This is a genomic window from Pseudovibrio exalbescens, from assembly GCF_028737195.1.
GTDB classification, from domain to species: Bacteria; Pseudomonadota; Alphaproteobacteria; order Rhizobiales; family Stappiaceae; genus Pseudovibrio; species Pseudovibrio zosterae.
In genome coordinates, this window is the sequence record NZ_JAQZAJ010000001.1 from 1,069,068 (window position 1) to 1,094,736 (window position 25,669).

The 25,669-nt window shown below is 55.2% G+C and carries 21 protein-coding genes; 11 read left to right on the plus strand and 10 right to left on the minus strand.

Features of this window, described 5'->3' with window-relative positions:
* Positions 1-42: 42 nt before the first annotated feature.
* Positions 43-546: an HPP family protein gene (locus PUV47_RS04985; RefSeq protein WP_274217370.1), complete on the minus strand. Its 504-nt coding sequence runs from the start codon at positions 544-546 to the stop codon at positions 43-45.
* A 100-nt stretch (positions 547-646) separates the two neighbouring features.
* Between PUV47_RS04985 and PUV47_RS04990 the strand changes: the two genes are divergently transcribed.
* Entirely contained in the window at positions 647-1,237 is a 591-nt protein-coding gene (locus tag PUV47_RS04990) for a TetR/AcrR family transcriptional regulator (RefSeq protein WP_274217371.1), read from the plus strand.
* Here PUV47_RS04990 and PUV47_RS04995 read toward each other — a convergent pair.
* The 4 genes from PUV47_RS04995 to PUV47_RS05010 all read right to left on the minus strand — a co-directional run bounded on the left by PUV47_RS04995 (position 1,234) and on the right by PUV47_RS05010 (position 7,723).
* Positions 1,234-2,865, minus strand: a complete 1,632-nt coding sequence (locus tag PUV47_RS04995; RefSeq protein WP_274217373.1) for a GMC family oxidoreductase — start codon at positions 2,863-2,865, stop codon at positions 1,234-1,236. The two genes, PUV47_RS04990 and PUV47_RS04995, sit on opposite strands and share 4 nt — an antisense overlap.
* A 185-nt stretch (positions 2,866-3,050) precedes the next feature.
* Complete coding sequence (locus PUV47_RS05000; RefSeq protein WP_274217374.1) at positions 3,051-3,443, minus strand: transposase; 393 nt, start codon at positions 3,441-3,443, stop codon at positions 3,051-3,053.
* A 178-nt stretch (positions 3,444-3,621) separates the two neighbouring features.
* A complete protein-coding gene (locus tag PUV47_RS05005) occupies positions 3,622-6,141 on the minus strand; it encodes a YbcC family protein (RefSeq protein WP_274217375.1) in 2,520 nt (839 codons plus the stop codon).
* Between the two features lie 10 nt (positions 6,142-6,151).
* Positions 6,152-7,723: an NADH-quinone oxidoreductase subunit L gene (locus tag PUV47_RS05010; protein ID WP_274217376.1), complete on the minus strand. Its 1,572-nt coding sequence runs from the start codon at positions 7,721-7,723 to the stop codon at positions 6,152-6,154.
* A gap of 103 nt (positions 7,724-7,826) precedes the next feature.
* Between PUV47_RS05010 and PUV47_RS05015 the strand changes: the two genes are divergently transcribed.
* The gene (locus tag PUV47_RS05015) at positions 7,827-8,705 is read left to right on the plus strand and encodes a LysR family transcriptional regulator (RefSeq protein ID WP_274217377.1); all 879 of its coding nucleotides are present in this window, start codon (positions 7,827-7,829) and stop codon (positions 8,703-8,705) included.
* A 3-nt stretch (positions 8,706-8,708) separates the two neighbouring features.
* On the opposite strand, the gene PUV47_RS05020 is transcribed toward PUV47_RS05015, so the two are convergent.
* Positions 8,709-9,317, minus strand: coding sequence for a TetR/AcrR family transcriptional regulator (locus PUV47_RS05020; protein WP_274217378.1), 609 nt, complete (start codon positions 9,315-9,317; stop codon positions 8,709-8,711).
* A 165-nt stretch (positions 9,318-9,482) separates the two neighbouring features.
* On the opposite strand from PUV47_RS05020, the gene PUV47_RS05025 reads away from it, so the two are divergent.
* Together PUV47_RS05025 and PUV47_RS05030 are read left to right on the plus strand one after the other, a co-directional pair.
* Positions 9,483-9,944, plus strand: coding sequence for a (2Fe-2S)-binding protein (locus tag PUV47_RS05025; protein ID WP_274217379.1), 462 nt, complete (start codon positions 9,483-9,485; stop codon positions 9,942-9,944).
* Positions 9,945-9,946: 2 nt separating this feature from the next.
* Positions 9,947-12,142, plus strand: a complete 2,196-nt coding sequence (locus PUV47_RS05030) for a xanthine dehydrogenase family protein molybdopterin-binding subunit (protein ID WP_274217380.1) — start codon at positions 9,947-9,949, stop codon at positions 12,140-12,142.
* A gap of 69 nt (positions 12,143-12,211) precedes the next feature.
* Here PUV47_RS05030 and PUV47_RS05035 read toward each other — a convergent pair whose 3' ends face one another.
* The 4 genes from PUV47_RS05035 to PUV47_RS05050 all read right to left on the minus strand — a co-directional run bounded on the left by PUV47_RS05035 (position 12,212) and on the right by PUV47_RS05050 (position 17,667).
* Positions 12,212-13,102 carry a sugar kinase gene (locus PUV47_RS05035; protein ID WP_274217381.1) on the minus strand — a complete coding sequence of 297 codons (891 nt, stop codon included), beginning with the start codon at positions 13,100-13,102 and terminating at the stop codon, positions 12,212-12,214.
* Between the two features lie 164 nt (positions 13,103-13,266).
* Positions 13,267-14,337 (minus strand): class II fructose-bisphosphate aldolase, encoded by a 1,071-nt coding sequence (gene fbaA, locus PUV47_RS05040; RefSeq protein ID WP_274217382.1) that lies wholly within the window; start codon positions 14,335-14,337, stop codon positions 13,267-13,269.
* A 457-nt stretch (positions 14,338-14,794) separates the two neighbouring features.
* Positions 14,795-16,027, minus strand: a complete 1,233-nt coding sequence (locus PUV47_RS05045; RefSeq protein WP_274217383.1) for an ROK family transcriptional regulator — start codon at positions 16,025-16,027, stop codon at positions 14,795-14,797.
* A gap of 209 nt (positions 16,028-16,236) precedes the next feature.
* Positions 16,237-17,667 (minus strand): glycoside hydrolase family 1 protein, encoded by a 1,431-nt coding sequence (locus PUV47_RS05050; protein ID WP_274217384.1) that lies wholly within the window; start codon positions 17,665-17,667, stop codon positions 16,237-16,239.
* Positions 17,668-18,262: 595 nt separating this feature from the next.
* On the opposite strand from PUV47_RS05050, the gene PUV47_RS05055 reads away from it, so the two are divergent.
* The 7 genes from PUV47_RS05055 (at position 18,263) to PUV47_RS05085 (ending at position 25,472) form a co-directional block, all read left to right on the plus strand.
* Positions 18,263-19,276, plus strand: a complete 1,014-nt coding sequence (locus PUV47_RS05055) for a LacI family DNA-binding transcriptional regulator (protein WP_274217385.1) — start codon at positions 18,263-18,265, stop codon at positions 19,274-19,276.
* Positions 19,277-19,300: 24 nt separating this feature from the next.
* Positions 19,301-20,536, plus strand: coding sequence for an extracellular solute-binding protein (locus PUV47_RS05060; RefSeq protein ID WP_274217386.1), 1,236 nt, complete (start codon positions 19,301-19,303; stop codon positions 20,534-20,536).
* Between the two features lie 79 nt (positions 20,537-20,615).
* Positions 20,616-21,632: a carbohydrate ABC transporter permease gene (locus PUV47_RS05065; protein WP_274217387.1), complete on the plus strand. Its 1,017-nt coding sequence runs from the start codon at positions 20,616-20,618 to the stop codon at positions 21,630-21,632.
* 1 nt (position 21,633) lies between these two features.
* Entirely contained in the window at positions 21,634-22,467 is an 834-nt protein-coding gene (locus tag PUV47_RS05070; RefSeq protein WP_274217388.1) for a carbohydrate ABC transporter permease, read from the plus strand.
* 5 nt (positions 22,468-22,472) lie between these two features.
* Positions 22,473-23,858 (plus strand): GH1 family beta-glucosidase, encoded by a 1,386-nt coding sequence (locus tag PUV47_RS05075; protein WP_274217389.1) that lies wholly within the window; start codon positions 22,473-22,475, stop codon positions 23,856-23,858.
* A gap of 2 nt (positions 23,859-23,860) precedes the next feature.
* Positions 23,861-24,919 carry an ABC transporter ATP-binding protein gene (locus PUV47_RS05080; protein WP_274217390.1) on the plus strand — a complete coding sequence of 353 codons (1,059 nt, stop codon included), beginning with the start codon at positions 23,861-23,863 and terminating at the stop codon, positions 24,917-24,919.
* Between the two features lie 130 nt (positions 24,920-25,049).
* Positions 25,050-25,472: a GNAT family N-acetyltransferase gene (locus PUV47_RS05085; RefSeq protein ID WP_274217391.1), complete on the plus strand. Its 423-nt coding sequence runs from the start codon at positions 25,050-25,052 to the stop codon at positions 25,470-25,472.
* Positions 25,473-25,669 lie beyond the last annotated feature (197 nt).

The window sequence follows — 25,669 nt, forward strand, 5'->3', positions numbered from 1 at the left end:
AGAAGCCGACCAAACTGCCCCGCATTGCCGCGGGGCCTTTTTTTATGCCCAGTAGACCGGCCAGTTTTTTCCCTTGCCCAGATTGTTCAGAACAAGGGCAATCAAGACCAAGGTGAGCGCCCCGATGAGTACAGGCGTGACCAAAAACCACCAGTCTGTCACTCCTCCTAGAATGACAACAAGGGGGTTTGCACCTGCAGGTGGATGCACTGCGCGAAACACCTGCATCAAGGCAATTGCAAGCCCAACGCCCAGCGCCATCTGAAATAGCCCTGCCCCAAAAATGTTCAGAACCAACAGTCCAACTGATGCCGCAATGAGATGGCCGAGCACGACGTTCCTAGGCTGCGCCAAAGGCGCGGCTGGCGCTGCAAACAACAACACACAAGTTGCTCCAAATGGCGCCATGAGCAGCGGAAGGTTCGAAACCTCGGCCAAGTAGGCAACCACGCCAATGCCAGCGAAACCTCCAATCAGGCCATTCAGAATTTGCGGGATGGCAGGCCTTGCAGGGGATTTGGCGGAACCCTTTATCTTCTCAAACATACGCGACTCCTATATATGTACAGACCGGTCTGTACATATATTGTCCAGTTGGAATTTGCAAGCAGGCGATGTATGCCAAGAGCAACTTGAGGGGAGTTTCATGAGCAAGAAAGACGACATTCTGGAAGCCGCAATGCGACTGTTCAACGAACACGGATACACGGCCGTGGGCGTCGACCTGATCCGCGATGAGGCCAAGGTCTCCAAAATGACGCTCTACAAATACTTCAAGAACAAGGACAAGTTGGTTGAAGCGGTATTGGAGCTACGCCACCAGCGTTTCAGCAGTTCTCTTGTTAGCGCGCTTGATGGCCTTGCCACACCCGAGCAACGGCTTCAGGAACTGTTCGACTGGCACTTGAGGTGGTTCCTGTCGCGGAACTTCTTCGGCTGCATGTTCATCAAAGCCTTGGGGGAGTTTCAAGGCAACGATGAGTTGCAGAACGTTTCGCAGAACCACAAGCGTTGGCTTGCAGAACTTCTTGAGCAGATCCTAAAAGACATGGGCATGTCAGAAGCAAAAGCAAAAGGAGTTTTCCTGCAAGTGGTGCTGGACGGCATGATTGTGAACGCAAACCTTTTCCGTTCCTACAACCAGCTGAATGAGACTTGGCGTATCACTTGCCAAAGTCTGGGCCTACCTTACACACCCTTAAAAAAGCCAGAGGACACTGCCGCGCTGTCCTTTTAGGAGCCTCGCCGTTGATCATCCCCGAGGATCATTTCTGCAGCCTTCTCGGCAATCATAGTGACCGGTGCATGCGTGTTGCCTGAGGTGATTGTGGGCATGATTGAGGCGTCTACAACGCGGAGCCCTTCAAAGCCATGGAGCTCGAGGGTGTCTGACACCACAGACATCGGATCATGGCCCATCTTCGCTGTTCCCACGGGATGGAAAATGGTCGTTCCCACATCCCCGGCAGCTTCAACAAGCTCCTCATCACTTTGATAGGTCAAACCCGGCTTGATCTCTTGAGGGGCAAAACGGGCCATGCGCTGCGTCGCCATAAGACGACGCGCGTGTCTTATCGAGGCAATCGCCACCTCCTGATCCTCCTGAGCTGTCAGATAATTCGGCCGTATCTCCGGCTTCTCTTTAAAGTCATTGGAGGTTATCGCTACCCGCCCTCGGCTTTCTGGACGCAGATTGCATACAGATACGGTTATCGCCGGGAAGTCATGGAGCCGGTCGCCAAACTTCTCCAAGGACAAGGGCTGAACGTGATACTCAATGTTCGGCGTTTCATAGCGCTCGTGGGAGCGCGTGAAGATGCCAAGTTGACTGGGTGCCATGGACATCGGGCCTGAGCGCTTCAAGGCGTATTCCAGCGCGATCTTGGCCTTGCCCCAGATCCCCTTCTGCATTTCATTGAGTGTTAGCGCGCCTTTGATCTTGAAGATTGTGCGCAGCTGCAAATGATCTTGCAAGTTCGCCCCAACGCCGGGCGCATTCCTGCGCACCTCAATGCCATGTTGCTTCAGCAGCTCAACAGGGCCTATGCCAGAGAGCTGAAGGATTTGCGGAGAACCTATGGCACCTGCCGCCAGAATGGTCTCCTTGTGGGCTCGCACCAAACGGGGCTTACCTTGATGATGAAAGACAAGGCCCGTGGCGCGCGCTCCATCAAATGTGATCCGCTCCACCTGCGCGCCCGTCAAGATCTGAAGGTTATCGCGTTTTTTGACGGGTTCCAGAAAGGCACGGGCCGCACTCCACCGGACACCGCCGCGTTGGTTTACTTCAAAATAGGCAGCACCTTCATTGGTACCCGCGTTTACATCGTCTGCCTTGGGTATGCCCAGCTCCTCAGCCGCATCGCGTACCGCATCCAGAATGTCCCAATGGAGACGCTGTTTTTCAACTCTAAGTTCCCCACCTTGCCCGTGGTAATGCCCATTTCTAAACGCGTGGTCCTCGTGCTTTTTGAAGTAAGGCAGCACCTCATCCCAGCCCCATCCTCGGTTTCCCAGTTGACGCCAAAGATCATAATCTGCTGCCTGCCCGCGCATGTAAATCATGCCATTGATAGAGGAGCATCCGCCCAACACCTTGCCGCGGGGATAAATGAGCTGACGCCCGTTCAAGCCTTTCTCAGAAACGGTTTTGAACTGCCAATCCGTGCGCGGATTGTCGATGCAGTACAGATAGCCGACGGGAATATGGATCCAATGGTAGTTGTCTCGCCCCCCGGCCTCCAACAGGAGCACCCGGTTTTTTGGGTTGGCGCTAAGGCGATTGGCGAGAACACACCCGGCAGACCCTGCGCCTACCACGACGTAGTCTACCTCAGCAAAGTGCTGCGGTGAAAGCGCGCCCATTTCCCCTCCCATATGCTCTTGGAGTTGACACGCCGCAGGCCTCCCACCCGCACGCATCGCCAACTCAGCTTCCGCTTTTCATTGTCAGCAATTCAGCAGGTTTGATGAGGCCTGTCGAGAACAATAGAACTGTTCTTAGCCCAAAGACTAGAGGGATAGGCTATTGAAATCGCGAGGGAAAGACTTCAGCGCCTTGAGGCTAATCCGCGACGGCGGCGGGCAACCTGCTGGGCGGAGTATATCTTGGCCTTCAGGGTCTCCCGCTCGCTTTGCAGCACATCGCAGGGAATGGCAACGGCGTGCGCATCGATTGGACAGTTTCCTTCACAGCACGCCAGCGTGTCGTCGAGGGCCACTTCAAGATCCTGCCAGAGCCCGGCTTCGCTCCACCGTTTGAACTGTCGATGGATGGAGCTCCAGTTGCCGAAATGGTCTGGCAGGTCGCGCCACTTGCGCTCATTTTGCGCGACCCAGAACACGCCATCCAGCACCAGTCGATGGTTTTGAGGCGGACGGCCGCGCCGAGCTTGTCGCTCAGAGACAAACGATTTGAAGAACGTCCATTCAGCATCGTTCATTTTGCAGGTCGCGTTCATGCCCATACCGATAACGTATTGCAGCCTTCAAAGGGTGACGAGCATCAATAAAGCACCCATTCGGTGTATGGCGTCAACAAACCAAGTATTTGCACGCAAATGGAAGAGGCCGCACCCGGAGGTACGGCCTTTTTCTTCTTGGCTCAGCCTTTGCCCTGAGTTACGCGGCTTGGGAAACGACCTGATGGTCAGCGTCTTCCCAGTTCAGGTTTCCAGTATAGCGCGCGGTCACCTGGCCATTTTCGCCCAACGCGAACAGGTGCAGCCAACCATTGTCCACCAGATTGCGAACCATCTCGTGACGTTCGATGATGGCGTTCATGGCTTCGATTGGTGCCTCAATGGCAACGTTAAGGCGCAGCGGCTCATGGATAAGCTTTTCCCCATCATGGATCGACTGCATTGGAAGACCCGGACGCAAGTCACCGCCATTACCTTCAAGCACACCGATGGTTCCGACCACGTTGTGCAACACCTTGTTGCCGCTGCCGAACACCTTGTTGTCCACGGTTGACCCATAGTACTGCAGGCTGATCCAACTCGTGACAATCATCGGTGCTGTCATGATGAGTTCCAGAACCTTGAAGCCCTCGTCCTGCTGCCATTCATAGCTGTGCAGGAAGGAACGCCCGCCGAAATCAAGGCCTGCAGTGCGCTCGCGTGGCGCCACGACGAAGGCCGCGCATCCTGCAAGGCCCCACTCAGGGCGAACTTGAGCCCAATCGGTGGAACGCGCCAAGATCTGCCCATCCACCGGCTTGCCCTCTTCCAGGTTGAGCTGTGCAGCACGTTCAGCACGTGCCAGCTTTGCAGCGTCGGCGAGTTGCTCCTTGAGCTTTACAAACTCAGCGATATGCGTCGCTGGAATGCTCTCTTCTCCGTAGACCTGAACTTCATCGGTTGTGGTGTCATGAAGGGCACCCAGAAAGATCGTATCCTCAGGCACTTCGATGCCACGAGCCTTTAACCCTTCGCGAACCTTCCTGTCGTTGAGAATTGCGGCTGCGACACGGGCATTGGCCTCTCCGGTGTGGCCACCACACGCGCCACAATCGAGGCCGGAGGCATGTGGGTTGTTCACCGTGGTTGAGCCATGTCCGGCCAGCAGTACAATCCGAGCAAAGTTCTTGGTCAATGACATTGCGGTGAGCACGGCTTGCGCCATGTCCACCCGTGTTGTCTCTGTGAAACCCGTGATCCGGCCATCCAACTCGCCAGAAGTGACATCCGGGGTGAGCCGGTCCTGCACGTCCTTATCAAACCCATCCACCAATGGATGCGGCACCGGGCGAGACAAACCGAGTGCATCGGTCGCCAACTTGCCAATGTAGGTCAAACCGAGGGTCTCCACGAAGGCAAATGAAGACACCGCAGCCAGCTTGAACGACTTGAACGCCTTGCCCGCCTTGCGTCGGAACATGCGCAGATCAAGGATAGACTTTTCCTCAACAGCATCCGCACCGCCTACGCTTTCGCAGACGATGAACTGCGGTTTGAGCAGGACCGGACACTGTGCCCCACCATGGCGCTGACCGAGTGGCACATACTCGATGGGGAAGCCGAAGAAGCCCGCAAAGCCAATGGTCTCCACGTCTTGAGAGGCGGTTTCAAGGGCACGGCGGAACACTTCTGAGCGCACATCAATACAGAAGGCGGCCTGAACGTTCATGCGCTTTGGCGCGGCTTTCTTGGACTCTACCGCAAACTTGGTTACGAAATCCCGCTGCCATGCCTTGTCATAGGCGGACTGAAACACGCAAGCGATGCTGACAGCCTGCTGTTCCCTTGGATTTTCGTAGGACTTCACTGCCGCCTTCCAAGCGCTGTCAAAGCCAGCCTTGTCAGCACATAGTTCCCAGATTGCCAGTTCCCACGCCAAGCGGATGGCGAGGAAATCGGTCAGCGTCGCATCAGTACCGCCATTCAACTCTGCCTGCCAAACCTTCTGGCGCGCATAGGACGACCAGCCACCAACTGTCATCAAGAGGCGATGGAAGTAGAGGTCTACGGATGCTTTGGTGAGACCGAAACGTTCTGCGGCAAGCGCAATCAGGCCCTCCGCATTTTTAGGCATTGCCTTCACAGCCTTGCGGAAGCCCTTCAGGCCAGCCACATCGGCAGTCCGATCAACTGATGCCGTCTCATGCCATCCTTCATAGAAGCCCTTCTCACGGGTCACCGTAACCCAAGAAGCCTGACCCTCGTCGAAATATTCCGCAGCATAGCGCGCAATGCTTTCCAGCATCAGCTCAGACCAATCCATGCCGTCGATATCGCCAGCGATGTCGGTCAGGGTGGGCAACACTGTGAGGTTCTGTGCCTTTTCAGAGCGCGCAAGTGCCAAGAAAAGTTCTGGATCTCGCGGCAAACCGTCAATCTGCGCTTCGTCCAGCGCCGCGGCAAGATCGCCATGGCTAATGCGCCCCCTGTCGAGTGCATCCATGTAGAAGGCCCGTGGCATGGTCATGCGCGCACCGGCCACTTGCGCCATGGTTTGGGCGGCCTCATCAAAGCGCTGATCAGACAGACCCAGAAACGGGTTCACAGCCACGAAGGTTTTCAAAGACCACAGAGGGGCGATTTTACCAGCTGCCGCCGTTGCGGCTTTGAGCGCGTCTTCAGCTACCAAAGGAGCTTGAGAACTGAGCGCAGCGCTGTCGAGGTTGAATGGTGCGTTCATGACAAACTCCTTAGTTCGAAGAGCCAGCAGGCCGGTTCAAGGCGCCGACGAAACGGTCAAAGTAAGCATTGGCGTAAAAGCCGTTTGCCGCATGTATCCGTGCCGCGCGCCAGAAGGCCGACTTGGCGTTGGACGGTTCAATGATCTGCAGGAAGGTCACTACGGCGAACGAACCGACCGCGAGCGCCATGATCGCCATCTCGAGCACGCCAGCTTGTACCGGCGCTGGGAGCATGTGTCCGAGGGCGACGCTTGCCAATGCGTGCAGACCGAAGTAGGCGACCGAAATGACGCTTCCTGCGATGAACGTACGGCCGAGGACATATTTGCTGGTGCGGCCACTAGACGCCTGTGCGAACAGGAAGGTCAGGCCCATGACCAGAATGCTGCCGACAGCGAACACCTGAAGATCGGTAGAGGTGGAGAGGCCAAACAACATGCCAACACCTACGTAGAGCCCCAGCGCCATGGCAAGGCCGAGCGTCACCAGCCCAACCTTTGGCTTGGCTGTGTCTGGTACCCAAGATGCACGCGCGATTTCCACCACACTGCCGGAGGATAGAAAGGCGTGTGCCTTGTAAAGGGAGTGGGTGACGATGTGCAGGACCGCGAGTGAAAACAGACCCAAGCCACACTGCAACAGCATGAAGCCCATCTGAGACACGGTGGACCAAGCCAATGACACCTTCACGCTTGTCTGCGTCAACATCACGATGGCACCGAAGAGTGCAGTAAAGCCACCGACAAGCGCGAGAATGTGCAGCGCGCCGGATGACAGCATCATCACATCCGCTAGACGCACGATCAGGAAGCCCCCTGCGTTGATGATACCTGCGTGAAGCAGTGCGGAAACCGGGGTTGGCGTCTCCATCACCTCTGTCAGCCAGCCATGTGTCGGGAACTGAGCCGATTTGGTGATCGCCGCAATGACGAGCAGAAAAGTTGCGATGGTGACCGCCAACGGAGCTTCGCTCATCGAACCGGCGGCCTCGAGGATCGTCGCAATGTCCGAAGTGCCGAAGGCGTACATGAGCAGCGTCACCGCTACCAGCAGCCCCAAATCTCCAAAGCGGGCAACAATGAACTTCTTCTTGGCCGCAAGGCGCGCTTTCGCCCGTTCCTTGTAGAACACCAAAAGACGATCGAATGCCAAGCTGGTGATGACCCAAGAGACAATCAGCTGGACCAGATTACCGGAAAGCACGAGGAGCAGCACACAGGCCACAGTCAGGGAAAGCTGCGCCATGAAGCGGCCCTGCTGAGCGTCCCCGTCCATGTAGTTGCGGCTGTATTGCACCACGATGGCCCCAACAAAGGTGACCAGCACCATCATGATGGCACTCAAGGCATCCAGTCGGATCGACAGTCCAAATTCGGCGGCACCGATGAGCGGCGACGTGCCGCCGCCGGTCAGCGGAACCGTGAGTGCGGATGCGACTGCAATGACAAGTGCGAAGACGGTAGCAATACGCGTGACTTGAAGCGCCTTACGAGGCCTGATCCCGCTGTCGGTCCGAGCCACCAGAGCTGCGCCGACCAGCGCAAGCGGTGCTGCCAAGGGCACTAGGGAAATAATCGACATTGATGAGGAACTCCGAAATTTTCTTGATTTTGGAGATACCAACGATTGTTCGATCTTAAAAATTCATTATATGTCTTTTATCGTTCTGTTTTGGAGAATGAAGATGGCCGCGCTTAATTATAATCACCTACGTTATTTTTGGGCTGTGGCTCACGAAGGCAACCTGACACGCACTGCAGAAAGGTTGAATATCTCCCAATCTGCGCTCTCAACGCAGATCCAGAAACTGGAGACGCAACTTGGCCACCAGTTGTTCGAGCGCCGTGGAAAACAATTGCTCCTCACGGAGGCTGGCCGGATCACTTTGGACCATGCAGACACGATTTTCGCGGCTGGCGACGAGCTTTTGGGCACTTTGAGGGAAACAGGCACTGCCCGTCAGATTCTGCGCGTAGGGGCCCTCGCAACTCTCTCGCGGAACTTCCAAGTTGGGTTTCTAAGGCCCTTGCTCGCCCGCGAAGATGTTGAAGTGATCTCCAGTTCCGGCAGCTTTGCTGATCTCTTGAAAGGCCTGGAAGCCCTGCACCTTGATGTTGCTTTGGTAAACCAAGCACCGGCTCACGATTCCGCCACACCTTGGATCATCCACCAAATCGCTCAGCAACATGTCAGTCTCGTCGGCACCCCTGAACGGGTGTTGGGCAAGGTCTCCGTGGCTGGATTGCTTAGAGATCACCCGGTCATTTTGCCACCGCTTGCCAGCTCGATGCGCGCTGGCTTTGATGCTCTGGCGGACCGTTTGGGCGTTCGTCCGAAGGTCGCAGCTGAAGTTGACGACATGGCGATGATCCGCCTCTTGGCCCGCGAGGACGTTGGCATCGCTGTCGTGCCGCCCATCGTGGTTAAGGATGAGCTTGAGACGGGACGCCTCATCGAGGCAACACAACTACCAGATATCGTCGAGACTTTTTATGCGGTGACGATCTCGCGCCGTTTCCCAAATCCGTTATTGAGACCACTTCTGGATTCACCGCAGGTCTGAATGTCAGGCGCTTGGCTTATAGCGGGCCAACATCATGGCAACTGCGGAATCGACCGTGTTTCGCATTGCGTCTTCGGTGACCAGCTCCCCGCCATAGATCGCAGGCCAGAACCCTGTCGCCTTGAGCAAACCGATGAACTCTCGGGTCGCTGCCAGTGTGTCAGCGATGTCGAGGACACTGTCTTCTTTGGCGTCACGCATGAACTTTTCAATCACATCCGTCTTGTCCAGACGGCACTGAACCTCGTGGCTCATTTTTGTGTCGCGCATGATTTCGCCAAGAACCATGCGTGTGGTCCTCATGAAATCATCGGACATGAACAACGTCGCCTCGGCCCAGGCCAGATCCCGCAGTTGCTGCTCGATTGGTTTTTCGCTGGTATAGGCAACATCCAGCGCCTCACCTAACCGGTTTGCCAGCTCTTCGACAATGGCATGGAACAGGTTCTCTTTGCTCGTGAAATGCTTGTAGACAGTGCGCTTTGAAACGCCAGCGCGCTGCGAGATGCGATCCATACTCGCACTCTCAAATCCGCGCTCCTGAAACTCCCCTCGAGCAGCGATGATGATCTCTGCACGCTTGGTAAGCGTAGGAGTATCCGCATCAGTCATCTAAAAGCCCCTTTCCTCCTGATTGTTTATCCGTGCAACCAACCAATGTAAACTTGATCGTTTACAGATCCGGAAAAACGTGTAGTGTAAACTGACCGGTTTACACCCAATACCAATAATCCGGCCAACATCCCCAGTTTCCGAGCCAAACAGGAGAAGCATCTTATGGCGCTCACTGTGAAAATTAACGGCACGACCCGTGAAGTCGACGCTGAGCCAGGAACCCCGCTGCTATGGGTCATTCGCGACGAACTCCAGCTGACAGGAACAAAGTTTGGCTGCGGCATTGCCGCCTGCGGTGCCTGTACCGTTCACATGAATGGCGAACCGGTTCGCTCCTGTCAGACCTACATTGACGATGTTGAGGACGCAGAGATCACAACCATTGAAGGCGTCAGCGGAACTGTGGCCAAGGCTGTCCAAACTGCGTGGGCAGAGCTTGACGTCGTCCAATGCGGTTATTGCCAGTCTGGGCAGATCATGCAGGCGGTCGGACTTCTCAGCGAGAATTCGAAGCCATCGCCGGACGAGATCGACAGCTACATGGCGGGCAACGCTTGTCGCTGCGCCACCTATCAACGTATCCGCGCAGCCATCGGCCGCGCCTCAGAACTTCTGGAGGCTTGATCATGCCCATTCAGACCTCCCGCCGCAGTTTTCTGAAAGGGGCCGCCGCGACGGCAGCTACCGCAACGGCGGCCCTAATTGTCGGGTTTGCGCCAAACGGGGCGCTGGCGGCCACAGGCGAAGGCAACCTGACGCCTTTCGTCAAGATCACTCCGGAAGGCAAGATCATTGCCATCATAAAACACTTTGAAATGGGGCAAGGCACGACGACCGGCCTCACTTCCCTGATTGCCGAGGAACTTAACTCTGAGCTGAAGGATGTGGACTTCGAATTCGCCCCGGCTGACAATTCCCGATACGCCAATACCCTGTTCGGCGCGCAGGGCACAGGCGGCTCCACCGCAATGGCCAACTCCTATCTGCAATACCGCAAGGCTGGCGCAGCAGCCCGCGAAATGCTCATTATGGCCGCAGCAAAGGCGTGGGGCGTTTCTGCTGCCGAGCTCAAGCTTGAAAACGGTGTCATTTCCGGCGCTGGTAAAACTGGAAGCATCGCAGAGTTTGTGGGGGCCGCATCGGCCCTCTCTCCACCGGAGGATCCGACACTCAAATCAGCTGCTGACTTCAAGATCATCGGCAACCCTGCCCGAGGGCGAAAGGACACCCCCGCGAAGATCAACGGCACAGCGATCTTTGGGATGGACATCCAACTTCCCGGTCAGATCTACGTCGCCATCATTCGCAGTCCGCGACTTGGCGGCAAGCTGACGTCGTTTGATGCAAGCGGGGCGGAAGGCATGACCGGCTTCATCGAAGCCAAGGCTCTGCCCAACGGCAAGGGTGTTGCAGTCTTCGCAAAGAACACTTGGACTGCATTCCAGGCACGCGATGCGGTGGCTGCGGACTGGGACTTTTCTGCTGCTGAAACCCGAAGTTCCGAAGAGATCAAACAGGATCTCCTCACCAAGGTAAACTCTGAGAGTGAGTTCAGCGCCACCCCGGATGCTGATCTGCAAGACACCCTTTCTGCTCTTGAAGGGGCCGCACAGGTAGTGGAGAGCGAGTTCTACTTCCCTAACCTGGCACACGCGGCCATGGAGCCCATCAGCTGCACGATCGAGCCCACTTCCGATGGTGGTGTGGTCGTACATGACGGCTGTCAGTTCCCTGCCCTTACCCACCCGACGGTGGCGTCGGTCTTGGGGCTGGATCTTTCCAAGGTGCAGATCAACACCTTGCTCGCAGGGGGCTCCTTTGGACGCCGCGCAAACGCCGATTCCGACTATCACGTTGAAGCTGCGATGGCCTTTGCACTGACGGACCGCAGCAAGCCGGTGAAACTCGTGTGGTCCCGCGAGGATGACATGCGCGCCGGCTATTACCGGCCTGCCTTTGCGCACAAGGTACGGGTTGGCCTTGACGAGGCTGGCAAGATCATCGCCTGGGATCACCGTGTTGCTGGCCAGTCCATCATGAAAGGCACCGCATTTGAGCAGTTTGCAGTTCATGATGGCGTCGATCATGCCTCCGTTGAAGGAGCTGCAGACACGAACTACGCCATTCCGGGCTTCCATCTTGGCCTTACCGATCTCGAACCCTCTGTCACCGTTCTCTGGTGGCGCGCAGTGGGCCACACCCACACTGCCTATGTGATGGAAAGCATGATGGATATGGTCGCCAAGGCAGCTGGCAGAGATCCGATAGACTACCGGTTAGAGCTGCTTTCTTCAGGCACACCTGATCAAAAGCGACTGGCAGGTGTCCTTCAGCTCGCTGCTGAAAAGACTGGCTGGGGGCAAGAGCTTGCCTCAAACCGGGCACAGGGTGTCGCCGTTCACAAATCCTTTGGCACATATGTGGCCGAGGTGGTTGAGATCTCACGGGATGACGACGAGGTCGTACGGATTGAAAACGTAACCTGCGTTGTTGACTGCGGCACGCCCGTGAATCCGGATGTCATCAAGGCGCAAATGGAGGGCGGCATCGGCTACGGCCTTGGCGCGGTCATGCGCAACGAGATCACCCTCGAAAACGGTGAAGTGATGCAATACAACTTCCCCGAGTATGAACCGCTGCGGATCTATGACATTGCAAAGATCAATGTGCATGTCGTCCCGTCCACTGAACCACCTACAGGCGTCGGGGAGCCGGGGCTTCCTCCTGCGGGCCCAGCACTTGCAAACGCCATCGCAGCGATCGGACCACGGGTGACCATGTTGCCGATGACTAAGAGCGGCGTTGAGTTCTACTGGGCTTAACAGGCGCCCAAAAAGCAAAAAGCCCGCCGATTTTGCGGGCTTTTTTTTTTCTTTTGAGAATTCAGAAGCTTATGCTTCTTGGAATTCCTGATTAACGTCTTCGATGTCTGCGGTGGTTGGCAGAGACGCTTCATTACCCAGATGCTGAATGGCGTGCGCAGCTGCTGCACGTGCCAGCTTGAAGTGGTCTTCCCACTTGCCTTCCGGGTTTGCCAGGTAGGCGTAAACATAGGCACCGTGGAAAGTGTCGCCTGCACCGTTGGTGTCAACTACACGCTCTTTTGGCACCTTCAAAGATGGAAGGTGGCGAATTGGGCTGTTGTTTTCGTACCAGTGCATGCCACGCTCACCGAGGGTGACCGCGCCGACCTTAACACCACGGGTGCGCAGGTATTCCAGTGTGTCTTCAACGGACTTGCCGAGCTGCTCACAGAACAGTTCAGACACGACAGCAACGTCAATGTAGCCCAGCAGCTCTTCGGTGTTCTCGCGTACAGCGCCGCCGTCAAGCGACGTCATGATTCCGTACTTGCGGCACTGCTTAGCATAGTGCAGCGCAGCTTCTGGAATGTGGCCATCAACATGCAACGCACGGCAGCCAGCCAGATTCAGGTTCGGATACGGGTGCAGGAAGTCGTTGTCGCGACAACGAACGATCGCACGCTTGCCGTCCTTCGGCATGATGAAGGACAAGGAGCTTTCCGCAACTTTACAGCTGTGGATCGGGATTTGATACTTGGCGGCCATGTCGCGGAACATGCGAGCCAGCCAGTCGTCAGCCATGGAACAGAGCAGGTCTGGTGCAATACCGAGCTTCGCGCAGACGAATGCTGCGGTCACGGCGTTCCCTCCAAAGGCAACTGCGTAGTCGTTTGCAATTGTCTTCTCATCACCGGTCGGCATTGAGTCAGCGATAAAGGTGACGTCAATGTAGGACTGACCAATAAACAGTGCTTTCATAGTGGTCTCCAAATGGTCCGCGTTTCCAGGAGGCAGGCCTGGAGCGTACTTTAAGGGCGTCGTGGCTGCAACGCATGCGTTGCCCAGCGCACAACCTCGCCCGAGCTTTCTTTGAAAGAAAGAGAAAAGTGACCCGAAAACGGGTCACTTTGTATTTTTACGTATTACTGCGCCAGCGTCTTGCCGGTGCTGCCAAGGTCCTTAAAGGCCTCGGTCATGCGCTCAACAATACCCTCTTCACCAGCGCGGAGAACCTTGCGTGGGTCGTAGAGTTTCTTGTATGGCGTGCCGTCTTCCGGATCGATCTGATACTTGAACGCACGTGCGTTCTTCTCGACGTAAGCACCTACAGGTTCGGAGAATGCAAACTGGGTGTCCGTGTCGATGTTCATCTTGAAGACACCGTAGCCGAGGCTTTCAGTGATCTTCGCCTTTTCAGAACCAGAACCACCGTGGAATACCAGCGGCAGCGGGTTGCTTTCCAGAGAGTGGGTTTCCTGCACCAGCTTTTGGCTTTCGCGCAGGATCTCTGGGCGCAGCTTCACGTTACCTGGCTTGTAAACGCCATGTACGTTACCGAAGGATGCCGCAACGGAGAAATGACCCAGTGGAGACAAGCGGTCATATGCTTCCAGAACGTCTTCTGGTTGGGTGTAGAGCTTTGGATTGTCTGCACCGATATCTTCATCGGAACCAACACCATCTTCCTCGCCACCCGTACAGCCGAGTTCGATTTCCAGGCTCATTTCAAGTGGAGCCATGCGCTTCAGCAGGCGCTCACTTTCAGCAAGGTTCTCTTCAAGGCTCTCTTCGGAAAGGTCGAGCATGTGAGAGGAGAAAAGCGGCTTGCCGTTTGCCTTGTAGTAGGCTTCACCTTCGTCAACCAGCGCTTCCAGCCATGGCAGGAACTTGCGGTTGGCATGGTCGGTGTGAAGCACGACACAAACGCCATAATGCTTGGCAAGCAGATGAACGTGCTGCGCAGCAGACACAGCGCCAAGAACGCGTGCCTTGAACCCATCTTCCAGACCTGCGCCTGCGAAGAACTGAGCACCACCGTTGGAAAGCTGAATGATAACGTCGGATTTGTTCTTGGCGGCCGCTTCCAGAACTGCGTTCAAGGAGTTGGTGCCAACAATGTTAACGGCCGGAAGGGCGTAACCACCTTCACGGCATGCTTCGATCAAAGTTTTGTAGTCTTCGCCGTATACGACGCCAGGCTGCAACTTTCCCATTCAAGTCCTCCTGTGGACCGGATATCCACGTAGTGGGTGATTCAGAGCTTTGATGGGTGTAATTTAAACCGATTTAAATGGCTATATCCCGACGGATTTCCACGTACTTCACGCGGCGCATTGTCGCACGGGTGAAAAGTGCAGGAAATGGCAGTTTTCCGCCCATCTCAGCTCTTCGGCAAAAGGTGGGGACATTCATTCCCACACCGTTCTCCAATGTTTCAGGAACGAACGCGTACGAGACTGCGCATCAGAGCGAACTTGGGTTCTTTCACTCGATGCGCACTGCACACATTCAGTGGCTCACTTCAATCATCCGCACCTGTCAGCGGTATCACAGAACCAACCGGCTTGGACATTACACCCTTTACGTATACGCGGCGAGCACAAACATGGCGCGTCATACAGGCGCGGGTGCGCGGCTCAAGCGTCAATGGGGTAACAAGCCTCTTCAATGCTAGAGGGAAGCATTCATGCACTCGCTCAGTGCGAAGGCAGCAGCACCTTTTGCCCACATGAGATCGCCCCAGCGATGTACCACAATTTCCGGCCTTGGCCCCTCAACGTACACGATGTTTCGTTGCACCTCCTGCGTGAACTCATCAGAAGAAAGATAATCGAGACGCATCTGCTCCCCAGCAACGATAATGAGCTTGGGATCAAAGACATTGATGATGTTTGCCAGCCCTAAGGCAAGCAATTTGCCCGCACGCCAGAAGATCGACTTAGCCTCTTGATTGCCCTCTTGAGCCATCCGATAGAGCTGATCCAGTCGGCTCTCAAGTGAGTTGCTTGGCAGATCCGGCATTGCGATGTTGGCCTCACGAAGCAACGCATAGTCCGCAACATAGGCCTCCAGACAACCGCGTTGGCCGCAGCGACACAGAGCGCCGTCAGGAATGATCTTGGTATGGCCCAGTTCAGCTCCGCATCCGCGGGCTCCTCGATACACCTTCCCGTCGATCACGATGCCCATGCCAACACCGTGCTCGGTGGTTACCACGATGAAATCATCAAATGTGCGGCCATACCCGAACCAAAGCTCAGCAAGCGCCACGAGGTTTGCATCATTGTCTATGAAGACCGGAACCGGCAAATGGTCCGCCAATCGTTCCAACAGCGGAACATTGCGCTGTGTCAACATCGGGCTCCAATATACGTAGCCCTCTTCCTTGTTGACGATGCCGGGAACGCCGATGCCAACTCCTGACAGGTCCTCTATCTTCAAGCCTTGAGGCTCAAGAAGATCCTTCAAGAGCTCCCGCACGGACGCTGCCAGAACATCCGCCTCCACAGTGGCCGGGTTGAAGGTACGGGCCAGACTGCCAAGAGTGTTGCCTGCCAGGTCAACGACCACTGAAGACATCACGCCTTTTGAGAGCTTGATCCCCGCGACGATGCACGAAGAAGAGCTGAGCTTTAGCTCTACTCTTGGTCGTCCTCGCTTAACGTCCCCAGTGGGGGCTGCACGATCGACCTCTTCGATGAGCCCCTCCTCCATCATCTCAGCGGTAATGGTGGTAACTGTCGCGGGGCTAAGCCCTGTCTCTTTGGACAAGTCAATACGGGCCAGTTGGCCTGACTTCCTCAACTGCGAGAAAATCAGGACACGGCCCTGCCTTCTTTGTTCAATCAGTGAGGATTTTGATTTCTGCACAACCGATCTTCGCTTGTCTTGCCGGGAGATCATTGACCTCTCTCACGCGCATGCGTGGAGAGCCTCTATATTTTGCCCTTCAAATTTAACATGATAAATTTTTCAGGGCTAGAAAGAATTTTCACTAATCCATTTCTGGTTGCTACACAAGTAAATGCGCGCAAAAAAGCAGAGGTGATTTCTCTCCTCTGCTTCCCAAAACACGTCTCTTGTTGATCCCGTCGCTGACTGGAACGTTTTGGTCAGGTCTTCAGACTTGCCCCGTTCGTCGCGATGACTTGCTTATACCAATGAAAGCTCTTCTTCCGCTTGCGCTCCAACGTACCGGTGCCATCGTCATGACGGTCGACGTAGATGTAACCATAGCGCTTGCTCATCTGAGCTGTTGAGTTTGCCACCAGGTCGATCGGCCCCCAACTTGTGAAGCCCATCAGCTCGACCCCATCCAGTGTAGCTTCGCGGGCTTGAACCAGATGATCGTTCAGATAGGAGATGCGGTAATCGTCAAAGATTTCGCCATTTTCCGTTACTTCATCCCGCGCACCCAGACCATTTTCGACGACGAACAATGGCTTTTGGTAGCGATCATAAAGAAAGCTCAAGAGAATACGCAGTCCCTTCGGATCGATCAGCCATCCCCACTGACTTTTCTCCAAATAGGGGTTTGGCACGCTATCGACGATGTTGCCGACTTCCTTTTGCTTTGGGTCGGCACTGGCGCAACCGGAGGCGTAGTAGCTGAAAGAGATGAAGTCGACGCTGGCATCTGCAAGCTCCGCCAGATCTCCCTCCTCCATCTGGATCTCAATGCCGTTGTCCCGGAAGTAACGCAGCATGTAGCCCGGATAGCGGCCACGGGTCTGCACATCCCCAAAGAACAGCCACTTGTTGTTCTCGTTCATGGCGGCAATTACATCATCCGGATTGCAGGTGTAAGGATAGTTGATCGCCCCCAGAAGCATGTTGCCGATCCGCGCGTTTGGTACAATTTCGTGGCACTGACGCACGGCGCGGGCACTGGCCACAAGCTGGTGGTGAATGGCCTGATAGATCTCTGCTTCAGTTGCGTCTTCAGGCAAGCCGACACCGGTAAACGGCGCGTGCAAGGACATATTGATCTCATTGAAGGTCAGCCACAGCTTGACCTTGTCCTTGTAGGCATCAAAGACGGTTCGGGCGTATCTCTCAAAGAAACCGATCAGGCGCCGATCAGCCCACCCGCCATAAGTCTCGGTCAACGCATACGGCATCTCATAGTGCGACAAGGTAACGAATGGAGTGATGTCGTGCTTGGCAAGTTCATCGAAAATCTTGTGATAATACGCGAGCCCCGCCTCGTTAGGCGTGTCCTCGTCTCCCTTTGGGAAGATGCGCGTCCAAGCGATGGAAAGGCGAAGGCAATTGAAGCCCATTTCCTTGAACAGAGCAATGTCTTCTGGATAGCGGTTGTAGAAATCAATCGCCAAATCCTTGATGCCCGGTGTGCGCTCCTCCCGTGATTGATGAGGGCTCAAGATACCCTTGGGCAACATGTCGGAGGTTGATAGCCCCTTCCCATCCTTATCAAAAGAACCCTCAACCTGATTGGCGGCAATTGCGCCGCCCCATAGAAAATTATCCGGGAATGTGGCCATCGGTGTACCTGCAGTGACTAGATGTGTTTCGCTCACCATAGCGTAATCATTCCATATGAACATGGCATGAGATGCCCCCTCCGGCGTTCTCCACGCTCCTCTTGCATCACCAAGTCTGCCTCGACCTGTTGTGCGTGTGCCTCAACCTGGAGCGGTCTTAGCTAGCTGTATCGCAGGTGCCTGTTCCAACCTGCGTTTACTAGAACGAACTGGGAGCTGGTTTCAGTACGCTGGTGGGCACTGAGGTTGAAGGGCTCGCAGCAACAACGGCAAACGGCACTAACGAGAAGTTTGAGGCACGTGACACCGCCTCCGATGGTCTGTGACGGCACCGCCAGCAATGAGCCTTTTGGTAAATGTTGGTCACAAGCGAGCCGCGCACGCCTTTTTCTGCGCGAGCATCGCCCACGAGGTCTGCGGAACGCCCGCTCCCCAAACTTTGAACATTTCCAATAAGTAAGCCAGAAAGCGGCACCTTCAGCTGATACTTCACAAATAAGCAGAAGGACTGACCCTGATATTTTTGCCTTGATGTAAGCGCTTACAAATGACAACCTTCTTGCATGTAAGCGCTTACAAGTCGATTCGACTGGGAGAATTGAAAGATAGAAGCGCTGCATTTGGGAGAATGCTCGTGGCAACAATCGCACAGGTCGCAGTCAAGGCTGGCGTGTCAACCGCAACCGTTTCACGCGCCTTAAACAAACCAGAAATGGTTGACGCAAAGACGAAGGCGAAAGTGCAAGAGGCTGTGCAGTCACTGGGCTATCGCCCCAACCAGGTTGCGCAAGGTCTGGCCAGCCGCTCTTCCCGCACCATCGGCGTTGTGGTGAACCAATTCGGGTCCGCCTACTATGGCACCATGATTGATGGTGCGGAGCGCGCGCTTCGCAAGATTGGCTACAAGCTCATTGCTGAATCATCCGGAGAAGCCGCAGAAGGTGAACGCAGCGCATGGCAGTCCCTGTTCGACCGCCAATGCGAAGCCGTAATCGTCCATTCTGATGCGCTTGCTGAGGAAGAACTGACCGGTTTCATGGAAAAACACCCCATGTCCGTACTCATGAACCGGCACCTTCCAGACTACGAAGACCGCTGCGTTTATCTCGACAACATTCGCGGCGGGGCCTTGGCAGCAGCACACTTGGTGGCCAAGGGTCACCGGAAAATCGCGACGATTACCGGCCCCTTTTCCTACCACGAGGCACGGGACCGCCTTAAGGGCTTCGAGCAGCAATTGGCCGAGGCTGGCATTCCGCTGGATCCAGACCTGACCGCTGAAGGTAACTTTAAAGACGACATGGCTTTTGAACGCATGATGGCGCTTTTGAATGGTCCCAAAGAGTTCACTGCACTGTTCTGCCAATCCGATGAAATGGCCGCGGGTGCCATTGAAGCGTGCCGCCAAAAAGGCCTTCGCATTCCCGATGACATTTCCATTATCGGCTTCGATGATGTTGATCTTGCACGGCACCTTTCCCCCAAGCTGACAACGGTGCGCCAACCCCTGAGGGAAATTGGCGCCGCTGCAGGTTTGCTTGCACATGCTGTTGCCAGAAAAAGCCCTGACATTGAGGGCATTTGCAGAAGTTTTGAGGCGGAAGTGATCGAACGTGCTTCCGTGCTGGATCTGAACACAGGTTCTTAAAACGTTCAAATGGTGGAGGAAACAATGAAGAAGTATCTACTTGCTGGCCTTGCAACAGCTGCCCTGATGGGCGCATCCGCGCAAGCTGGCGACTTGCGTTTTGATGGTTTTCCGGATTTTGACAGTCATCTGGAAGTTCTGATCCCTCAGTTTCAAGAGAGCCATCCAGACATAAACATTACCTATCAAATGAACCAGCACGCGGACCATCACCGCAGGCTCACAACCAACCTTGCCACCGGATCGGGAGCCGGTGACGTGGTCGTGGTGGACGTGAGTTTCGTTGGCTCCTTTATCAACGCAGGCGGCTTTGAAAACCTTTCAGCACCTGAGTATGGCGCTGACCTCATGCAGGAAAATTTCGTCAGCTATGCTTGGGATCAGGGCAAGGGAACAGACGGCAACCAGTATGCCATTCCAGTCGATATTGGCCCCGGTGTCATGTACTACCGCCGCGACATTGCAGAGTCAGTTGGCTCCTCCATTGAAGACGTCATCAAGAGCTGGGACAGCTACATCGAATATGGCCGTAAGCTGAAAGAGAAAGATGTATATCTGATCGCTGACGCAGCAGAGGTTGCGCAGCTCATCATCTACACCACGGTCAAGGAAGGTGAAGGCTTCTATTTTGACGAAGATGGCAAGCCGCTGGTGACCTCTGACCGCTTCGTCCACGCCTTCACCGTCGCCAAGCAGATCCGTGAAGAAGGTCTCGACGCTCAGGTCCGCGCATGGACCAATGAATGGTACGATGGCTTCAAGAACGGCACGGTCGCCACTCAGCTTTCCGGTGCGTGGCTTCTCGGTCACCTGCAAAACTGGATGGCACCTGAGACAGCTGGCCTGTGGGGCGTCTCCAACCTTCCTGATGGCATTTACGGTTCCTGGGGCGGCTCCTTCCTTGCCATACCAAAGCAAGCCAAGAACAAGAAGGATGCCTGGGAGTTCATCAAGTACCTCACCAGCACTCCTGAAGCACAGCTTGCAGGCCTGAAGAACATTGGCTCCTTCCCAGTGCTCACTGAAACCTACAGCGACGCTTCTTTTGATGAACCGCTTGAGTTTCTTGCTGGCCAGAAAGCCCGCAAACTGTTCGCTGAAGTTGCCCAAAAGGTGCCAGCGGTTGCACCGCGCCAAGGCGACCTGATCGCTGACGACATCGTTCTGCGTGCGGCACTTCTTGAAGTGCTGAATGACGGCAAGGACATTGAAGCTGCTCTGCGTGACGCTGAGCGCCTGATCAAACGCCGCGTGAAATAGGCCCGAACAAGGCAGGCTCTGACCAACACTCTCTTGAGAGCCTGCCGCCTTTTTCCCTCTTCACTGAGTTAGGCGAGACATGACACTTACAACAACGCCCAATGAAGAACGGGGCACTCAGATGCGTGCTCCGGCCAGACGGCGCAGTACCCTGCGTATCTGGAAGAAGCGGTTGATGCCGTGGTTGTTTATCAGCCCGTTCATTATCCTCTTCATGGTCTTCACCCTGTTCCCACTGCTGTTTTCCATCTACCTCTCGTTTCAGGAGTGGAACCCAGTTGCTGGCCTTTCCTCCATGGAGTACGTGGGTCTTTACAACTACCAGCTCGCCCTCACTGATCCGTGGCTTTGGAAGTCCCTTTACAACACGGTCTGGCTGGCTGTTGTGAGCGGCATACCCCAGCACCTGCTGGCCATTCCGGTGGCATACATGCTGGTCTCCGCTGTACGTGGCAGGCTCCGCCACCTCTATACCGCCACCATGTTCATTCCATTCATTACCTCAACGGTGGCCGTGGCACTGATCTTCTTCAGCATCTATTCCACCAATGCTGGCATTTTGAACCAGTGGCTTCTAGCACTGTCCAACCTGCCCGTCCTGTCCTGGTTCTTTTCATGGGTGCAGGATGCCATGCCAATCCGCTGGCTGACCTCGTCAGACTTGCTCAAGCCATCCATCGCAATGGTGGTGATCTGGAAGTACACCGGCTTCAACATCGTGGTGTATTCCGCTGGCTTCCTGACGGTTTCTCGGGATCTTTATGATGCCGCGAAAGTGGATGGATGCAGCCGTTGGCAGCAGTTCTGGCATGTCGCTCTGCCTATGATCCGCCCGTTCATTTTCTTCGCGGTAACACTCACCATCATCGGCAACCTGCAGCTCTTCGAAGAACCTTACGTTCTTACACAAGGTGAGAGCGGCGGCGTGGCGCAGTCCGGTTTGACCGCCTCCTACTACCTCTATCTGGTGGGCTGGCAGTGGTTGGAAATGGGCGCGGCAGCAGCAATTTCCTGGATCTTGTTCCTGTTCATCGCGATCGCAACCGGTGTTCACTTCTACTTCAATGGCCGCAAGGGTCTCGGGGAGGACCGCTGATATGAAAGCACTTATGAAACGTCTTCCCAAGATCAGCATGCACGCCTTCCTGATCGTCAGCGTGCTTATCACGATCTTTCCATTTGTCTGGGTGGCCATGATGGGCACCCACTCCCGCAGTGAGATCTTCTCCTCACCGCCACCGTTCTACTTCGGCAGCCGGCTTCTGGAGAACTATGAAAAGCTTCTCGATATCATGCCGTTCTGGCTGGTTTTGGGGAACTCTCTGATGGTCTCCATCATTGGTACAGCGGTCACTGTCCTGTTCTGTTCCATGTGTGCCTATGGCTTTTTTGCCTACGAGTTTCGGGGCAAGAACGTGGTGTTCGGCGTCATGGTTGCATCCATGATGGTGCCGCCGGTGCTCACCTTGATCCCGTTCTTTCTTACAGTGAAGTTCCTCGGGCTGCTGGACACCCACGCTGCGATCTGGTTGCCGCTAGCAGCCAATGCCATGGGCATCTTCTTGATCCGGCAGTACATGGTAACCTCCATATCCCGGGACCTGCTGGATGCCGCCAAGGTGGATGGCGCCTCAGACTTTCGCACCTATTGGACGGTCGTTCTTCCTCTGATCAAGCCCGCACTGGCAACGCTGGGCATCGTGACGTTCATCGCGCTTTGGAACAACTTCCTTCTGCCACTGATCGTCATCTCTTCGCCGGACAAGTACGTCCTGACCCTTGCACTGCGGTCCTTGCAGTCTGTCGCCAACACCCCGTGGGGTGCGGTCATGCTGGGCACTTTCCTCTCTATGATCCCGCTTCTGGTCGCCTTCCTGTTCTTCTCAAAGCAGATGATGGCAGGTTTGACCGCCGGTGCAGTTAAAGGCTAAAACCCATGAACAATATCAAACACTTGGCACAACGTTTCCCTCGCGACTTCAAGTTCGGCGTCGCAACAGCGGCCTATCAGATCGAAGGCGCGGCCCAAGAAGACGGACGCAAGCCCAGCATCTGGGATGCCTTCAGCAAGATGCCGGGCCGTGTCTACCAACAACACTCTGGCGATGTGGCCTGTGACCACTATCACCGCTGGGAGAGTGACCTTGATCTCATCAAGTCCCTTGGTGTTGATGCCTACAGGTTCTCCATTGCCTGGCCGCGCATCTTGCCGGACGGACGGGGTAAAGTGAACGAAAAGGGCCTCGACTTCTATGACCGTCTGATTGACGGCATGAAGGAGCGCGGTCTGGGGGTCTTCCCTACGCTTTACCATTGGGACTTGCCAATCGAACTGGCTGGATACGGGGGCTGGACGGCCCGCAACACTGCAGAGGCTTTTGCAGAGTACACAGAGGTGGTGGTGAACCGTCTTGGTGACCGCATGGATGCACTGGCAACCATGAACGAACCGTGGTGCATTTGCTACTTGAGCCACCTGCTTGGCATCCACGCCCCGGGCGAGAAAAGCATCGATGCAGCGATGGCCGCCATTCATGTCATGAACCTTGCCCACGGCATGGGTGTTCAGGCAGCGCGCTCGGTCCGCTCTGATCTGCCCATGGGCATTGTTCTGAACCTGATGTCAGTTTATCCCGGCAGCTCCGAGCCTGCCGATCTAGCCGCAGCGGAGCGCTCCTTCCTGTTCAACAACGGTGTCTTCCTCTCCCCTATTTTCAAGGGCGAATACGACACTGAAATACTGGCGGAGTTCGGCGAGAAACTGCCAATTCAAGATGGTGATCTGGAGATCATCAATCAGCCCCTCGATTGGTGGGGCATGAACTACTACAATCCAAGCAAGGTAAAGGACGACCCGGCACCGGACGCAGCTTATCCGCGTGCGCTACCCGTTCCTGTTACCGACAGCGATGTGCGTACCGACATTGGCTGGGAAATCCATGAAGCGGGCCTTTCCTTCGTTATGAAGCAGGTCTACGACCGCTATGACCTGCCGCCGGTCTACATCACCGAGAATGGCGCTTGCTTCAACGACGAGCCTGTCGATGGCGTTGTTGATGACAAAAAACGCATTGACTATCTCGACCGTCATCTGCGCGTGTGCGCCGAGATTACGGAGATGGGCTTGCCGTTGAAGGGCTATTTCCTCTGGAGCCTCATGGACAACTTCGAATGGGCAGAGGGCTATCGCATGCGCTTTGGCATCGTCCATGTGAACTACGAGACACAGGAGCGTACGCTCAAGAACAGCGCTCATTGGTATCGTTCCCTTATTGAAACCCACCACTCCCCCGAACGGGCTGAGAAGCTTGAGGGGATTTGATCATGGCAGGTGTTGAACTTTTGAACCTGAGCAAATCCTTTGGCTCAGTCGAGGTCTTGAAGAGCCTCAATCTGACCATTCAGGATGGTGAGTTCGTTGCCCTTGTTGGTCCGTCTGGGTGCGGCAAGTCCACTTTGCTGCGCATTATCGCCGGTTTGGAGGAAGAAACAGCAGGCGAGGTTTACATTGGCGGTGAGTACGTCAACGACCTCTCTCCCAAAGAGCGGAACATCGCCATGGTGTTCCAGTCCTACGCGCTCTATCCGCATATGAGCGTTGAGGAAAACATGGGCTTTAATCTCCGTATCTCCGGGATCAGCAAGCCAGATATCAAGGCCCGTGTTCAAGAAACCGCCGAGATACTTGATCTGGTGCATCTGCTTGACCGCAAGCCCTCGCAGCTTTCTGGCGGTCAGCGCCAACGCGTCGCCATGGGCCGCGCGCTGGTGCGTAATCCTGACGTTTTCCTGTTTGACGAGCCCCTCTCAAATCTGGATGCCAAACTGCGCGTTCAGATGCGTGAGGAAATCAAGCGGCTACATCAGCGTGTTCGCACCACAAAGATCTATGTCACACACGACCAGATCGAAGCCATGACCCTTGCAGATCGTGTTGTTATTCTGAACCAGGGGATCATTCAGCAGGTTGGCACACCACGCGAGCTCTACCAAAATCCGGCAAACGCGTTCGTGGCTGGTTTCATTGGCTCTCCAGCCATGAACTTCTTGCCCGCGACCCTTACAAGCGACGGCACGTCCTCCCGTATTGAGCTGGAAGACGGCAGCATCTTGGTCGCAGACAAGCGTGCAAATCAGCCTTCAGACGGAAAAATCCTTCTGGGGATGCGACCTGAGCACCTTCATTTGAGTGCAGAAAAGGACGAACATAGCCTGAAAGGCCGTGTGGATCTGATTGAGCCGACAGGCGCCCAAAACCACCTGCGCGTCACGCTTGCTGGCAAGTCTACAACGGTGGTGGACAACTCCCTGACCGAAGTGGAACTCGGAGAGTTCGTCAATCTGAAGATCGACCCCGACAACCTTCATCTGTTCAGCCAGTAGACAACCTCTTGATCAATCGAAAGGCCCGTGCTCTCTGGATCACGGGCCTTTTTATTAGAAGCCAGAACACCTGATGCATCAATGGAAGGCCGTGCATTTGAGTTGAAGACCATTTTCCTTGGAGCTTTTTATGACCGAACTGCGAATAATCAACGACGTGCAGGACAGCCATTTTGAAGGCATTGTAGGGCCGCTGAGCACCTTCACAGAGGGAAAGGGATTCTCATATGCACCGGAGACAATCACCATCGGTGCATTCGCAGGCGAAAAACAGGTCGGCGGCTTGCAAGGAGCAATCCTGTGGGACTGGTTCTACATCAAGCTGCTAAGCCTCTCAGAGGAAACACGAGGACACGGAACCGGTCGGCGTATCCTGGAAAAGGCAGAGGCAATTGCACGAGAAAGAGGTTGCGTTGGAGTCTGGCTCGACACCTACACATTCCAATCACCAGAGTTCTACCGGGCGTTGGGCTACCAGTCCTTCGGCGAGCTTCCAGATCACCCGAGAGGCCACTCGAGGATCTTTTTCCGCAAGATGTTTTCAGAGGGATGAAAGCGAAGGCCTGCCTTAGGGAAAGGCAGGCCTCGGTTTTACTTTGTGATTTTGATGAGGCCAGGATTGGCATTACCTGTCATGGCTGAGACCAGACCAAAGTTGGTCACCAGATACCCTGTATCGGTCGCAGCGATTGATGCAGGAAAGTCCAGCATGTTGTCTCGCGAGATTGAAGAGACCTCGCCCTCATAAGA